This is a genomic window from Acinetobacter sp. NBRC 110496, from assembly GCF_000876115.1.
GTDB lineage: Bacteria > Pseudomonadota > Gammaproteobacteria > Pseudomonadales > Moraxellaceae > Acinetobacter.
In genome coordinates this window covers 1-17353 of the sequence record NZ_BBTF01000039.1, presented here as the reverse complement: position 1 = coordinate 17353, position 17353 = coordinate 1, and the positions used below count along the sequence as shown (strand labels likewise).

Below are 17353 nucleotides of genomic sequence, written 5' to 3'. Positions count from 1 at the left end.
CCCCCAACTTAAGAGAAAAAGTCTTTAATTGATTGGGTGACAGAAGTAGATTCTGAACTTGAAGTTTTTGCGTTAGACGGTGTGCTAGTACTGGCTTTTTGATCAGTTGAATAAGAAACTGTACCAGTCGAGCTACTACCATTGATTGTATAAGTATCTCCACCCTCAAAAGCACCGCTAGGCATAACTAGACCAGGATCAAGTTTACCAAGTTGCCCATTCACAGCAGTACCAAGCGCACCCGATACATCAGTGTATTGACCCGCTTTGTTGATTTCACCTATAACATCATTCAATGGGCCAACAAGTTCAGTACTTGCAGTTTTCATTGCGTCACAGGCTTTTTTAGTCGCGTAATCGACAACCATTTGTTGCGCTGCATTGATGATTGTATCAAGTGATGGAATAGTCACAGAAAGGTCAATGATTTTACCGATGTCAGCAAAACAGCCACCTTGACTAGCTGGACTGAACATTTTGTTAATATCGATTGGACGACCCCAAACCGTCATTTGTAGATCTAAGTTGTCTTTAACGACTTTACCGATCCCATCAGTTGCACATGATTCAATATTGGTTTGAATGTTTTGAGCAGCTGCTTGTTCACCTTTTTTAACCGCCATGAAGTTGTTTTCAGCAGCAGTAGAGTTGAATGACGAATTAGAACTGGTAGACGAATAATATCCGCTATTTGAATTCGACAAAGGCGTATCACCACCAGAGCTACTTGCAATGGTCGATGATGTTGCGATGTTTAAGTTACCCATGTTTTGAGTATTACTGGTAACAGAAGCAACGGAACTTTGTTGAACTGCAATAGCACTTGAACACCCAACAACGGTAGCAACAAAAATGCTTAAAGCACTTTTAGTTTTAAAAGCTGGCTTAACATTTTGTAGATTAGGGTTAGTCCTTAAAACATTGCCCCGAACTTGTTGTAGCCTTTTAGCTTTCTTGTGATTGTTACGCATATCTAGCCCTTTAAAAGAGTTATGATTAATGTTTTTTAGAAGCAAGTTCGCAAAGCACTACAACATCTTTTACTACAGCTTCACTACTTAAATATAAGGTAGCTATAAGGTGTTTTAACTCATATATCCTTTTAGCGAACTTATATATAGAATCATAATACCATTCTTCACCATATTGTAGTATATACTTCTCATTGGTTAAACATAGTTTTATGAATTCTTTTAAAATAGGACGCTTAAAAATAATAGCTGTCGTAATATATATAAACTGAGTACTAACCAAACACATTAAAGTATTAATTAGCTCTACTTCCTCTTTTAAGCATTCCTGTAAAACCAATGGCTTTAGGGTTTTAGAAAAACCTTCCTCAGTCACAATATCTTTTAAAAAACCTGAATCCGAGTACTTATTTTTCAGAAAATTACTTAATTCATGCACGTTCTTTAAGTAAATATTGATCTGATCTTTAGACGCAGTTTTGAAATGTTCCTCTACACGTTTTGGATCGTTTAACGTGATGTCGAGCATTTCAGATTCATTATTTTTTTGATTTAAAAGCACAAAAGCGGTGAAGCTGGTAACTTTGCGTGTTTCGCCAAGATAGCCACTACTGCAAGCATTCAAAAAAACAAGGCAATGCTGTTCAGTAAGATACAAGCCGTATTCTTTTGGTGTACCTGATTCAAAGAAATTGAGTGAACGCTTATCAAAATGAAAAGTGTTCTCTAAGGTCTGACAAAAGTAGTTAATAGAGTGTACAAAAGCTTCTGGTACAAAGGTTGTAGGCTCTTGAGACAATGCTATGTTTTGGCTTTCTATGCTCATTCCCACGATTTAGTCCTCTTTGAGAGGTAGGGCGTAATAGCCCATTTGACTTAAAACACGTAAAGGAATATCAAAGTTAAGACTTTGCGTTAGACCAGATTTAGGGTTAAAGGTTTTAGCTGAAGCTATAAACAAAGTTTGCTCATTAATAAACACTTGAATGCTATTCGTGACCTTTTGTTCATCAAGTATGACGCCACATACAATATCTAATTTCACATCAAACGTATAAGCATCCATTTGAACGTCTATTGATTCCCAATCGATCGTCATGAACAAATTTTGGTTTTCAAATTCCAAATTACCTTCTTCAAGAACTTTATTGATTAATCCCTTTTCTAATAATTCCAAGTAAAACGCATGTAAAGGCGTTGCATCTACAAAACCATGAGGATTAAACGGCGTTCTTGTCGGTTCAGTGATTTTAGTTTGAATCATGTTTAACTCCATTAAAGGGTATTTAGATTCTATCTTAAAACACCCTAAATGTTTTTATTTAAAATTAATTAAAACCCATTGCTATAAGTTGAAGCGCTTTCTTTAGTTTTAACGTTTTCAAGATTGCTTTGCGTAATAGTATCTTTGTAATGCTGACTAAACGCATTTTTACCCGTTTCGTTTATGTTCTTAAGCTCATTTTTAATGACCTTAAGATAGTCTTGATATTTCGGTGACTGTTCTACATAAACTTCGGTCGCTGCAATTGAGAACATGTTCTTATCATTGGTTGCGATCGGAAATAGGGCAGTATAGGAAGCATCTTGCTTGAGCTGGTCCACAGTTGTTTGTTGCTCAATGATCTTCGCCTGATAGTCCAACAATGTTTTATTGATGTTTTCATGACTATGGATAACGAAATTCAACTGTCTGTCATTCGGACGTTCAAGGGTAAACGGCTGATCGATACCAGAAAGCTTATTACAGATCTCCATATTGTATCGGTAGGCTTCAAACGAGTCTGAAAAGTGATTAAAGTCTTTTCGGAGAGCATTATTGTTTTCTAAGTCTTGCTGAAAGTCTTGAAAGCATTGCAATACATATTCATCTTCATTTTTTTCAACGAATAATTGAGCGATGTTGGAGCACTGGTGTCGTTCGCAGAGATCCGCAAGCTTTTGAATGCTTTTAACCTCATTTTTCTTTTCTAAGATATTGCGTAAATGTAGCTGAGTTGCCCGATACTCTTGCATCAACATATTGTGATGCTCGACAAATAGCTCATAATCGCTTTTAAGGTACGGACTGGCACCTTCAATCTCACGCTCTACCTTTTCATGCTTAGAGTTGATTTGAACACGCTCACGCGTGGTATTCACTGTATTTTGACCAAAACCACCTAAGATTTTATCAAAAGTAATCATCGCATCGATGTCGCCAGTTACGTTTTTATAGAGATCCATGATTAACGCCCCAATGTTTGATCATTGTCATGATCGTTTCTACGTGCGACTTCTAAATCTATATGCTTATCAAGGTCACTCAAAAATTGAGATGTCGTATTTTTCTCAAGCTTTACTTGGTCTAAGTAGTTTTTAGTATTGAGATTCAAACCATCTTGGAGCGCTTCTAAGCGTAGGCCAGTTTTATCAAAATCAGCCTCAAGGATCTGATTCACTTCTTTGATTTTGTCCATGTCTTGCTGTTCTAGACGGTGTAACTTCACATCTTCATGAATCGCAGCGATATAGTGATCGGTTAAGATCTCTTGCTTTAAGTGCTGAAGCGCAATTTCCACGTTTCCTGTTTCAGCAATCACGGCGTTGAAGCTGTCAAAGATTTGACCTGTTTCAGCCGAGTTTCTAAATTCAACAATACGAGGCTCAACACTATTAAGGTTTACAAACTTGGCATCACCATACGCAGTAGGTAGTACTAGATGATCATCCATACATTCAAAAAGTTGCTTATATTCAGCATTCATAAGATTTGATGCTGCTTGAAGCTTTAAATCTTGTTGTAACGTGTCTAGGCGTTGGTTGAGATGTAGAAAGCTTTGAACATACATCTCGTTTTGAGAGTTTTCAGGCGCAACAACGGTTGAGGCCATACCTTTAACAACATTTTTCAGTTGCGTATTTTGAATCTGATCAGCAATTTGATTAAGCGCGTTAATGTGATCGGCTTTCACAAGGTTATTGTTTTTCAGTTGTTCAATAAATTGATTTTGTTCAATCACTTTTTCACTTTCCTTTTCGCTGAATAACGAATCTTTAATTTGTTGTTTCACCTGGTCCAAGTTAGAGAAGAGGTGAAGTACTTCTTGTTCATTGCTGTTATTGACTGCATTTAGCAATGTAACAAACACATCATGGCTGATTAGTTGTTGCTGATTATTTTCCGCATTCTGAAATTCAGCAATTTGGCTACGGCTAATGACTTCAACACCAACATCATTGATATAGCTTGCACCAATCGGGGAGAGTTGATTATCTGGAGCTTTTACGGCGTAGTACTCGCCTGATTTGCCATCATCTTTGGCGCATAGACCAATATATGTATTGCCATCTTGCGTAATGATTTTTGAACCGATGCTATTGAGTGCTGCAGAGGGTTGTAACGTACTCAAGGTTTGAATCAATTCTTTTTCGCGATTTTGATGAATTGCATTACTTACTGCTTGGTAAACTTCAGGATCTAAATAAGTCACCTGATTGGCAGATTCTTCATTGAGCGCCGTGACAGTATTCCACTCTAAAATATCTTTACGCGGTATCGTTGTAATACCGGCATTAATAATATCTTCCGTGGTAATTTGACGATCAAGGTTGGTAATGGCCACGGCGTTGTATTCGGGTGCAATTGATTTATGACCTTCCGAATCTGAAGTCAGTACCACGAATTGACCGTAATCCGTTTTCACCATAGCACCTACAACACTGAGCTTGCCTTCCAAAATCATTTTTGAAAGTTCAAGTTCACGTTCGGCAGATCTGGCGTAAGTATTAGTCTGTTCTGCAGTATTGTTGATGGTATCGGCTTTGAGCTTGTCTAAGTATTCGCTTGAAAATTTACCAAGCGCATTTAACTCGTCTATCGGCTCGACAGACTCCAGCTCATACAGTGGAACGGTAGAGGATTCATTCACGATGTCTTTAAGATAAAGCACATCTTTTTCAGTGATATTTTCGAGATCTTCAATCACCGAAAGAGGCACAACGATCGCACGTTTATCCAGATTATCGGAAGCTATATCCAAAACAACCATATTGGTTTGGGTTGTTTCATCTTCATAAACCATACCGACAAACTGTTCAATTTCAGCATTAGAAACATTGTTGTGACGGTCTTTAAAGAATGCTTCTAAGTCAGAATCATGATCAACATAAATACTGTCATAAGGGTTCATTGGTTTACCGTCATTGTTTTGGTCTTGGCTTTGCGGTGCTGATTGAGTTGCCGACTGTTCTGCAGTATTGCCTTTAAACTTACCCAAAAGGTTTGAAAGTTTAGATTTGGCTTTCTTTACTTGATCCGAAATCATTTGACCTGATTGATAGGCACGTTGAATAAACTGATCTTTGTATGAAGCTTTGGCTTCTTCAGTCATTTGTTCTGGATCTTGCCCTAATGGATATTCGGCACCAAGGAACATACGTGCTTGTTCTAAATACTGAGAACAAATGGGTTCAAAAAAGCGACCTTCAAACTCATGGATCTTTTCAGACTTAATGCCTTCGTGCAGTTCTTCAATTGAGAGAAACGTTACTTTGTCTTCAATCGTTTCTAAATAGAACGGCGTAATCGGGGTAGGTGCATCGCTACCTTCCACTTGAGGCGGTAAATCTGCTTCTTTAACCAGTTTGATAAATGGGGTAGAGGATTCAACACCTTCGACAGAATCCTTACCGACTACATCAATCACGATGTATTGTTCACCGTCAATGGCATAGACTTTAGCGACATTTAGATCGAATTCTTCTAAGGTAACGCCGTCACGGTCTTTATTCAGTTGAGTGGTATATGGATCGTTTAAAAGAGGCAACATTTGCTCTTTTGAGATCGGTTTTAAAATATCGGCATTCTTACCAGGTTCAGTCAATTTTGATTTATCGGCTGTATTGGCAAGCTGTTCGGGTTGTTGTGCGTCTGGATGGTTACTTTTAACGGTAACATCAGGATTGATTGGTTTATCCCAAATATTTTTCAGGTTATCAAGGCTTTTGTTCTTGTTGAACATGGCCATAATCGCTGCAATGATCAACTTGATTGTTTTCTTAACCAGTTCAATCATGACTGCAATCATTTTTGCACTGAGCGCAGCGAGTTCATCAGCGACCGTGCGTGGATGGCCGTGGCTATTTTCACGCGCTAAAGGAGGACGTTCGTTACCTTCCTCATTTCGCATATCCTTAAAGCTTTTAGAGGCAACGCTACTTGCAGCCAAACTTGCTTTGTCTTGTGGACCACCAGCAATGTTTAATGTGCTCTTTGGTGTACCTTTTGGTGCATTCGGATCAGCTGATTCAACATCTTCCTTTACTGTCTCTTTAGCCTTCTGATTTTCTTTATGTTCTTTCAAAAGTAGAGCAGCTTGTAACTGGTCGCTATGTTCACGGGTTTCTAATAACTGAATTACTTCCTTGGTTAACGTGTCCGTATTGAATTCAAGATAGTGAATCTCAAGTTGTTCAAGTCGAGCAGCTGTATGGTCGCTATTCACACGCCATTGATCCATGACGATAGTTTTTGGCACTAAGCCAAGTTCTTCAGCTTCAATCCCACGAATTAAGCAAAAGTCACGCACTTGGCGCATCAATGCGTTAATTTGGTTTTTATCGGTTAATTCACCTGAAAAATAGGTATTCGGTGCACCCGTAACTTCGTTGTAGATCTGCTGCTTTGCTTCACGCACGACTTGGTTTTGGTTAATCAAGCCTTCAATCGCGAATTGACGATTACTCAGGAAGTTGAGGGCATTTTCTTTAGTTGCACCCTTCAGGCTTAAACCATAGTAGGGCTGAGTGACAAAAGATTTTGTCTCAAAGTTAAAGAGGGTTTTTTCAGCCACTTGAACGGCTTCAAATGGATTCTCTTCTTTGGAAAGGAGGAAATCAGGATCATTGTCTGATAGGAATAATTTAGAGTCTGCAGTTGTATATACACGGTCTTCAACTGGCAATGAACTGTTATTTTCAGCAATATTGCCTAATCCTTGGTCCAGTGCGTTTTTAGTCTGGATTTTATTCAGATCCGCAATAAACTTAAGATCATCATCATTCTGCAGATCAAGCCCGATGTCTGCAAAGAATTCTAATTGACTGGCTGGATCTCTTTGCTCAAGTGCATCAAATACTTTACCAATCAGAACAGGATCAAGTTCAGCTAAATCATTGACAGTGACAGCGGAAAGATCAAACGTGTTTTCAGGAATGATGGACCGTTCATTCTCGTAGATCGGGTAGCTACTACGCTCATAATCACCTTCGTCAAAAAACATCGGTTCATCATCGTTCAACCGAGTATCTTCAAGAGGGGGAGCGTAATCATAATCTGGGTGCCCAGGAGGTACAGAGTTACCGCCCATAGGCTGATCATATTGATACCCATCATCTTGCATGACTGGCGGTTCTTCCATTAATGGAGGTTCAGATAGGGGATCTTTGGGATGTGGTTCAGACTGGTATTGTTGCGATTGATCTTGTGCAACATTGTTTTGTTGTGGCGTAGGCTGGATGGATTGAAATTCCACGCCGTCCAAACTTAAATCATCCCACTGTTCCAGGCCCTCATTGAAAGTTAATGATTGGCCGTCTTGCAGTTGATCAAGTGTTTGCTCGTCAAAATTATCTTGTTTAGGGCTTTGGTCCATATTTGATCCTTATGACAGGTGGCCTTTCTGATTTTAAGAGTCCTTTTTAGAATCTGTATCAACATTCCAAATAAAGTCTTCTTTAAAGTCAGAATTAAAACCAGTTGTGATGTCTAATTCACTGTCAAAATCCACTAAATCTGAGTTATTAGAAGATTCCTCTAAGGGATTAGAGTTGCACATAAAATACCTGTATTTGTTTTTTAAAACGTCAATGTGATCGTCACAGATATGATACATGGTATATACGAACTAGACCACACGTAATTGTTATTCACGTATGGTCTGGTATATACCTTTTAAGGGAGGGTTTTAGAAAGATAATTGCTGGATTTCTTGATCGTTATCTAGGGTTTTACCCTCATGTAACTCAGCCTTATAAGCTGGCTCTTCTGGAGGATTAAGCATACGGTTAATTTCATTTAAAAAGTAACCATTACCATCAGGAAGTTTAGATTTTAAATCCAAAAAGGCAGCTTCAATTTTGGTTGTACTGTCCAGCTCGTCAACAAAGCGTTCAACATCCTTGAGATCAAGCGCAAATCTAAACTCATTACGGCCTGGCTCAGTAAAGTGGATGTTCAACGATTCATCTGTTTTACCGCCTTTAGGATCATGGAATACGTTGGTATTCGACATAAAACGATTGAACTGTTTTGCAACAGATTTCACCGTCACATTAAAGCAGTCTGAACCGTTGTAGTAGAACTCAATACTTGCTTTCTTGTACGGGAAATTAACCTTAGTACCCACATAGTTATTGCGGTTGAAATCAATGTTTACAGGCAATTGATTAAAGAAGTTCGCAATCTCTTTAACTTGCTTAAACGTCACTTGGTTTTCAAGAGAGCTTTCAAACAAGTCAGTTGGTGTATTTGATGGCAATAATAACGCACGGTTACGCATACCATCAGCATCGGTAAATATAACGGTTGAATGTCGTAGATCTAGTGAGCTGACAATCTTATGTGCCTTGAACATATTGCCCGTTAAGGTAATCGCTTGTCGTGTGACATCACCAGACGGCGCTTTTTCAAAATAGGTACGCGTATAACGGGAATAATTGTTTTGTTCAGTAAATAAGTTCACCAAGGGTTGACGATCCTCAACATGACGTCTATTCACATCAGCATAAGAATAAAATTCAGGATTGAAGCGTTTTAGGATAATACGTCCTTTTTCACTCACTGGAGCTACCCAATCCAAGTCTTGCTTGGCATTTTGCATGGTGTAATTGATCAGTGGAACTTTAAACGACTTCTTATCACCAGGGTAAACCAAATCAAGCTTAACCGCATTCGGTGTGATTGCACCTCCACGTAACGGCGGTAGGTCTAGACGTAGCAAAGCACCTGTTTTGTGATCTGGCGTCACTTCATCATCAAAAAGACTAGGTTTTGAGATAAGGAACAATAACCCATGCGCTGAATGACCTTCTTTTTCGTTCCTTTCCATAGAACGAGCCAAGAATTTTAGATCCTGAACAATTCGATACATGCGATCAAAGTTAGAGGTCAAAATAGGATCATTGGCTAGATAAACCGCTTCAGCTACTTTTTCAAAGGCATCTGCAGAGTGATCATCAGGTTTACGAAATTGAATATCATCAATGTGTTTTACATTGGCTTCAACAACACCGAAATGATCAAATACTTCGTGTCGATAATCACGAATTACTTCACCACGCATTTGCCCACTTTTGAAAAATAACTTTTGCTTAGCAAAGCCTTCATATTTTTGGTACATCAATGCCTCAAAGTTATAGGCATAGTGTAGTAGTCCGTGTACCGTTTCATTGATGTTTTCATTGATACGTTTAAATTGACGCACCAGATAATCATCACTTTCTTTGAACATGAGTTTTAGATTGTCAGCACGTAATGGCTCAACATGTTCAATGTATTGCAGACCTTCAAAACGCACAGGTAGATCAAAGGTATTGATCTTGGCTGCTTCTGTTTCTGAAGTCACGGTAAAGAAGTTGTCCTTCACTTCAAACTCACGGACTTTTTTAGCTTTCCAGTCTAAAAAGTTGGTCTTGAGTGGGTTACGACCCAACAAGTCTAATTCACGGATCTTATCGTTATAGTCAACAACCAAGTCTTGATAAACCTGTTCTTGCTGACTAATCGGCATCAAAATCAGTTTAGATAGCAACTGGTTCACATGATAGTTTTGCGCCGTGCGATACGATGGTCCTTTTTCATCATCCGAAATATCAATATCAAGTGTGTTCGCCAAGTTCACGTTATTTTTCAAATAGTCCAACGATACCCGGTTGCCAATGTAGTTGAGCATGTCAGGATAATCGTTTTCGTTAAACTTGGTTTCTGAGTTGGCAGAGACGTTCGCTGATAGGGTAGACAGTTTACGCATCATCATTAAGTGCATACGTGTTTCTGCTGGAATACCCGAATCTACTGTCGTCATAATCGGATGTGATTCTTCACCACGGCGACCCACACGACCGATCATCTGAATCGTATCGGTAGAGTTCTCAGGTTTTTGCAAGAAAAACAACTCACGTTGGCGCAAGTGATCCGATGGAATTGTAGGATCAGGGTTTTTGGCTGCATGTAGAGAAATACCCGTACAACCAGAGCGAGTCACAATAACAACATCGATTTCACCAGATTGGAATTTTGATTGAACCAAAATCTTACCTTGTGTCGTATTGTTCTCTTGTTTATTAACCTTCCATTTGCCGTCTCTTGTTTCCGTTAAGTGGATCTGACGGCCAGAGATTTCATCAATCTTGAAGCCAGCTTTTGTCACCTTGTTACGTAGTACGTCCAAAGGCATCAAAGGTAGATCAGGGAACTTTTGAATCTTTTCTTTGATACGATCCAAAATGATTTTATACGGACTTACCACTGGATCGCCGTTTTCATTAAATGTCACTTCCGTACTGAGCTTCTTAACGAACGAGTTACCGTAGTTATCTTCAGCTTTCACCACATCGATGCGATCTAACATCACTTCAAGCAAGTCACGGAATTGTGGGAGTTCATCTAAAACAGAAATTTGACTTTGCAGATAGCTACCGCGCTTATCTTCAAGCTTAGTCAATTCCTTTTGAATATTTTTCGCTGCTTTTTCATCGCCAGCGTCACGGTTTTCTTTGATCATGAGTTTTTGAAGCTCATTTTCAAGAAATTCAATTTCTGACGATACCGACTTGAAGTTATTAAACGCTTTTTCTTTTTCAGGCGAATCAGCGGTAACGTCTTGCGCCGTATCTGCTTTTAAAATCGCTTCCATGCGACTTTGCATCAAAATGTTGAATAGACTCTCACCCGTATTTTCCAAACCAATCACGGGCTTTCTACCCTCATGTAATGCCTGAATCACAGCATCACTTGTAGAGTCAGTTTTCAATGCCAATAGGAATTGCTTTTGGATCTGGTACATTCGAGATCCAAAGTTCATCACACTCAAACTTAAACGGTTTTTCGGATCGTCTGAATCCTGATGAAAGTCTAAATTGGCAACAGCATCATCATCATTGGCAATGTTTTCTAGCGCATCGAGGCGAATATCTTTAGAAAATTTCACCATGTCCGTCAAGATGTCAGAAAGAACATCTGAGTAATTGTGAAATTTCTTAATTTCCTCTTCAGTTGGCACAAAGGTTTGAATGGTAATGTGCGAGAGATCTTGCTCTCTACGAATCATGGCAGAGCTGTCTACCAAACCTTCAGAAATAAACTCCAAAATTGGACCATCTGCATTTTCGATAACCTTTTGTAAGTCATTACGAGATACGGATCGAGGGAACAATTTATGGAAGAATTCAAGATTTTCAGGTTTCTTAATTGCCGATGCAGACTGGAAATTAATTAGATTGGTCTGATCAATAACATCTAAGAAAAATTGACTTGTAGCTGATTTCAAGGATGCTGCACGGTGCGTTTCATCCATCACCAAAACAGTGTCTTGATTAATAAAACGAGTCAATAACGCACGTTTCCGGTTTGGTCGGTTAAATTGGCTATACGTTGCCAATACCAAGTCATGTTGCGCTGGAATATCTTCAATTTCCTTAGGTAGATCTTGGCCAGTGAATAAAACCTCTTCAGTACCAAAGCGGTTAATCACAGCATCCGAGTTAAAGATAAACGGATCTTTAAAGAACTTGTCACTGTCTGTAGCAACAATATCACGCCAAATGTCGTTCAAGAGTTGCGTTGTATCTGTAAGGAAAACAGGGGGCTTTCCTCTTAACGCACTATATCGTAAACACGCAGCTGCAATACGACCTTTACCTAAACCCGTCTGGTCGCCAATAAGCACAGGTAAGTTTTGGTCAAAACGTAAAATGATATGGGCAACCGCATCGACCTGTTCACATGCAAAAGCGGACTTTAGTGCATCAAAATTGTCATATTGCAATTTCTTAGCGACATAGGCATCAACAAGAGTAGGGTAGTTACCATTATCGACTTCAGCTTGGAAATTGATACCCCCAAAACCTAATACATTTTGGATGTGTGTAGTCAATTGAGCATTTGCCTGATTAATCGCTTTAATCTGGTTTTTAGCCACTAAAGCAATTGGCTCAGATGCCATAGACATCGGTATATACTTAACTTGGTATATATTTTCCGGAGTTGGTTCTGTTGTGTTTTCAGCATTAGGAACAGGAACAATCGGCTGTAAATTTGATTGGTCAGATTCAACAGTCGGTTCTTCTTTTTGCTCAGTACCGATCGCTAATTCAGAATTTAACTTAGCAATCTCTTCAGCAGTTAAACCCGGTTCCTGTTTTACTTGCTCTACCGCTGGTTCTTCAGCTGGTGTTTGTTCAGGTGTTTCACCCTCATTGGTCGCCGTGGTATCACCTACTTGAAGATTAACGTCATCGTCAAGGTCTTCATCCAGATTTTGGTTCTCGTGCGGATTCTTTACCTCAGGCACGAAATCATTGTCATTTTCATTTTCAAACGTTGGTGTAGCTTCAGTTGGTGTAGGTACATCATCATCTGAACTGGTTGTTTGCGTACTAACTTCAACGGTTCCGAAGTCAAAAGAAACTTTATTCGGTTTTGATTTAGGTTTACGACCAAACATCGGTTTTGGTTTGACAGCTTCCTCTTGCTTAATCTCTTCTTCTTTAGCGACCACGACTTCATCAAACATAGTGACTGCAGACGTAGGCGTTACACTTGATGCAATATCTTCAAGTGGCGAAACAGGCTGTTCATCACCTAGACTGGCAAACAAATCGTCATTTTCTTTTTCAACAGGCTTAACCTCAACAACAGGTTCAACCACTGGTGCTTGTTGTGCTTGTTGCTCAACTGGAGTCGGAGTAGTTGGCTTGAAGTATAGATCCTTATTCGGATTCAAACGATTATAGATTACGTTATTAGCCCATCCCCAAAGTTCGTCATAGTCCGTAATGACTTTCAACTTATCTGGTACCACAGAAGATTGGTAAGTTTGTAGTAACGCTTGTTCGTTTTTACGATTGCCTACCACTAACATACGAACATTTTGATTAGCGCCGTTTCGTGCATATGCATTGCCGTGGATTTCTACAACCGCCTCAACTTCATAATGCTTATAGAGATAATTAAGTAAATTCTTTGATTTACGCTCAACCGTACCATCTGAAATCTGTTTATCTGAGCCAATAATGAAAACTGAACGCCCTTGATCGTTTCGTGCGTTTAGTGATTTAACCAGAATGGCATGGTCCAATTTATCCGTACTGAACCAGACGTTTTCTGATGGATCTACCAATAATGGGTTTGGATCTACGCCGTTACGCTGTTGAACCAAAATTGGTGCAACACGTTCTAGTTTATCCATAGCACCAAAAGGAGGGTTGGCAATCACATAGTCAACTTTTTGCTTAAACGTTTGCTCAAAATCAATTTGTGTAGCATCTGCAGTAACAACCGTGCATTCATAATTTTGAGTCAGTGCTTTTGTACGTTCAGCACGTTTGGGATCTAACTCAACCGCATAGACAGAAGCATTACGCTCTTGGGTTAATAAACCGATTAAAGATCCATTACCCACAGTTGGCTCGAGCACGGAAAAGTTTTGTTTTGTTCGGTTATCACCCTCAATCAATAAGCGCTGAGCCACAAGTGACATCGGGATTGGAGTCGAATATTGCTGTAACATACGAATCGTATTGTTTCGCATGGTCTTAGTCGGCATGCGATTGTATAACGCTAAACTCGTTTTAAATGAGCTCTCAGTAAAATCAAGCTCACCTAACTTTTCGACCATCACTGTTTCAAGCGCTTCTTCTGCAGTATGGATCTGTTTATCTGTTACCTTGGATACATCAACGTCAGCATTTTTGGCTTGCGTGATTAGAGCTAAAAACTTTAAAAAGTCCTGGTGATTATGGCTCTTTGTTTCATGTTCTAATTGATAGATATAGCCTCTTAAGCATTCTTTTAAATCTTTTTGCTTGGTCGCACGTAAGTACAGACTAGACGGCTGATCATTAGGACCTTCAGGTATTTGCGTACCTTGGGCATTCACGTAAAAACGGTTATGAGCTGAAGCATAGATTTTGTTGCCATCAGAGTTATAACCGAGTGGAGTTGCACTATTCAACGCAACGTTCAATCGTTGTGGCACCAATGTTTTTGCTTGGGCATTGAACAAATCATGCAATTCTTGGCGAGTCGCAAGCACACTACGGATAAATTCTTTTGGAATACCCAAAACTTCATGAAACAGTCTTGGTTTGATCGTTTCATTCAAATTGTATTGATACAAGTGACCGTCAAAGTGAGGATAAGCCTCAAACTTCATCGGTGTAAAACCAATGTTATTCAAATTTTCTTTAGATAGTTTTTTTTGAACGTCCAATAAGAGTAATTGGCTATCCGTCTGGCCAACACGCCGTACATCGAGATATACACCAGCTTGTGATAAGTCGATCCATTTAATTTTTTCGTTTAAATCATGAGTAGTCATAGCGAACCTGAAGAAGAATTATTAAATTTGATTAAAAAGTCATGTCGTTATAGACATCAGAAGTCGCAGCCTTTTCTTGGCTTTTCTTAACATCCATTTCTGGCTGTCTGACTTTCATCATTAACTCTTGTGGATCAGGTAAAAGATCGTGGTTGAAGTTCTTAGATAACGGACTATCGATTGAAGCTTTATGTTGCTGTACATGCTCTACCGTAATTTCTGAAAAGTTCAACGCATTCATACGGGTTTGAGTAAGTTCAACAGGCTCGATAAACGAGACAAAACAATTATTCGAGTTCCGTTGGTGTGGTTGAATAACAATAAACGCTTCAGCAAATTGCTGTTTTGCATGCGTCAATTTATTCATGGTCTGACGATCAACTTGACTTAAAAATTGAGGATTTAAGTCGTGCGGTTTTGGATTGCCGTAGTCATCGGTAAATTGATTCACTAGGGGAGGTGCACCAACACCACGAACACCCTCACCAGTACGTAAATCTATTTCTGGATCTACCTTGCGAAAACCAGCGTGAGGCGTTTTATTGTTGAAAAATTTCTTTAAGAACGTGTCTTTGTAAAGCGCACCTAGTTGTAGTTGTTGGCCATGATAAACCTCAGGCAGTAATTTTTGACTCACCAAGCCAGCGTAAAGACGTTTTAAATTTTGATTTTTTTCTTTGTCTACATCTTCATTGTAGAACACTTTAATTTGTCGATCGCCAAGTAATGCAAACAGGGCAATACGGGCCTGGTCCATAACATAAACGTTCTGAGCCTGTTTATCGAACTGGTCTTTTTCATGCTGGTTGGATGGTACAAAATTTGGATCAAAAGTTGCGGTGTGAAAGTCATTGCCGTTCAAAATATCTTTGATACTTTCAATCGGATCTTTAGCAACCCGATAAGACTTTTTAGTTTTATCAATACCGCCACGTTGCATCAACGGATCTGGCTTAGCGAATTGCTTAACACTTTCACGATCAGCACTGTCATAGGTTGGAATCAATGGGATTGTAGTTAATACAGAACCAGACTCATAGCGCACAACAATTTTTGAAAATGGAATGCGCTCAGGTTGGTTGTCAGTACTATTCGATAAAGATTTAACAAGAAGCTGTAAATTATTTTTAATAATAGCGTTATGAAGTGCTGGAGAATTAATTTTTACATTGGGCACTTGCATATGTGCTGCATCTTCAATGATTTGAGCTTTAACAAAGAAATCGCCGTTTTTTTGTTGATGCACATTGATAGAAGTGACTGCTTTGATTAATTGTGAATTCGGGTTGTTACTCATTACGTTGCACCACTGAGCAACATAAGTTTTATAACCGTCAAGAGATTCGTAGGGTGAGTCAACACATTTGTCAAAACAGATAATTCGACCACGGTTAGCACCGCGATTATGTGTGTCTAATGAAGTACGTTGGTTACGTCCAGAATCAAATTTTGCGTGGACTTCATCTACTGAAACATTCTCAGTATGATGCTTGTTGAGTTTATTAATGATCTTCGTGAATTCTTCAGATGAACTCATTCGTATGCGAACTGGTTCATTGGTAGACATATCAAAGCCGTATGCATACAGCTCGTCTTGTTCATCATGTTTGTAAAATTGATCTACAGTCATGACGATACGTTTAATCGTATTATCACTTTTACTCATTTCTTAAATTCCACGCTTTATATTTTTGATTGCTGGTCATTGACTCAAGCTATTTATAAAATACTACAAAACCTCATTGGTATATACTAAGGAGGCAAATAAAAAATTAAAAAATATATTAAAAAGTTTAAGAGTAAATTTTTAAAAAGAAATTTTTTGTTTATTATCTTTCTAATTAAGGGAAGTTAATTAGGGACATTTTTTATGCTTATTTTTCATGATATTACAGGATTAGTACGGAAAAACACAAATGGTACGAGCGAAAATCAAATTCATTTGAGCGCAAATTGAATTTGAATTTTTAGAAAATAAGGCGTTTTTAGCTGGTTTTTGATGTTTTTATCCACTTTCCTATTAAATTCTATCCACAAATTAAGTTCTTGTATATTAGAATGAATTTAAAAATATGAGTAAAATATTGTTCATTTTTTAGCTTTTTGCAATATTGGAAATTTGCAAACTAGCAAGTGTTGTAAGTCGCTGTTTATAATAAAATTAAATAGAATAAAAAATACTTCCAGCGCAAATTAAATTCATTTGAGCGCAAATTAAATTCAAAACGTTGCGGATAACTTCTCCAATTTCCTGAGAGCCTTGATAATAAAGACTTTCAGATTTTATGAGGAATAGCCCTTATATATGACCCAACGATCGCTATTTAGCTTGTTTTACGACAAATCAATAACTTACGCCATTAGGACGGAAGAAAGTTTACAACCCATTTATAAAAAACTTTCGCTGAGTTCAGACTATAACAGAAAATCAATGAGTTACGCCATTAGGACGGAAGAAAGTTTACATCCACTTATAAAAAACTTTCGCTCGTATTTTGACACAACTATAAATCAATAACTTACGTCATTAGGACGGAAGAAAGTTTACAACCCATTTATAAAAAACTTTCGCTGGAAGTTAGGTACAGCCAAAAAGTTATAACCTAACCTTAAAACATACTAAACATACTATCTATGATAGTTGAGCTATTGGATCTGGACAAAAAAGTAAAATCAATAACTTACGCTATTAGGACGGAAGAAAGTTTACAACCCATTTATAAAAAACTTTCGCTCGTATTTTGGCACCACTATAAATCAACAACTTACATCATTAGGACGGAAGAAAGTTTACACCCACTT

General features: G+C 38.5%; 7 protein-coding genes. All 7 read right to left on the bottom strand.

Features of this window, described 5'->3' with window-relative positions:
* Positions 1 to 8 precede the first annotated feature (8 nt).
* The 7 genes from Aba26S_RS15675 to Aba26S_RS15645 all read right to left on the bottom strand — a co-directional run bounded on the left by Aba26S_RS15675 (position 9) and on the right by Aba26S_RS15645 (position 16217).
* Positions 9 to 971 (bottom strand): hypothetical protein, encoded by a 963-nt coding sequence (locus Aba26S_RS15675; protein WP_005005795.1) that lies wholly within the window; start codon positions 969 to 971, stop codon positions 9 to 11.
* A 25-nt stretch (positions 972 to 996) separates the two neighbouring features.
* The gene (locus tag Aba26S_RS15670) at positions 997 to 1797 is read right to left on the bottom strand and encodes a hypothetical protein (RefSeq protein WP_216078040.1); all 801 of its coding nucleotides are present in this window, start codon (positions 1795 to 1797) and stop codon (positions 997 to 999) included.
* Between the two features lie 9 nt (positions 1798 to 1806).
* Positions 1807 to 2235 carry a hypothetical protein gene (locus Aba26S_RS15665; protein WP_043973304.1) on the bottom strand — a complete coding sequence of 143 codons (429 nt, stop codon included), beginning with the start codon at positions 2233 to 2235 and terminating at the stop codon, positions 1807 to 1809.
* Positions 2236 to 2303: 68 nt separating this feature from the next.
* On the bottom strand, positions 2304 to 3197 hold the full coding sequence (locus tag Aba26S_RS15660) for a hypothetical protein (RefSeq protein WP_005005788.1): 894 nt from the start codon (positions 3195 to 3197) through the stop codon (positions 2304 to 2306).
* A gap of 2 nt (positions 3198 to 3199) precedes the next feature.
* Positions 3200 to 7606 (bottom strand): hypothetical protein, encoded by a 4407-nt coding sequence (locus tag Aba26S_RS15655; protein WP_043973297.1) that lies wholly within the window; start codon positions 7604 to 7606, stop codon positions 3200 to 3202.
* Between the two features lie 312 nt (positions 7607 to 7918).
* The gene (locus Aba26S_RS15650; RefSeq protein WP_043973288.1) at positions 7919 to 14551 is read right to left on the bottom strand and encodes a strawberry notch C-terminal domain-containing protein; all 6633 of its coding nucleotides are present in this window, start codon (positions 14549 to 14551) and stop codon (positions 7919 to 7921) included.
* Positions 14552 to 14582: 31 nt separating this feature from the next.
* Positions 14583 to 16217 carry a hypothetical protein gene (locus Aba26S_RS15645; RefSeq protein ID WP_005005782.1) on the bottom strand — a complete coding sequence of 545 codons (1635 nt, stop codon included), beginning with the start codon at positions 16215 to 16217 and terminating at the stop codon, positions 14583 to 14585.
* Between the last annotated feature and the right edge of the window lie 1136 nt (positions 16218 to 17353).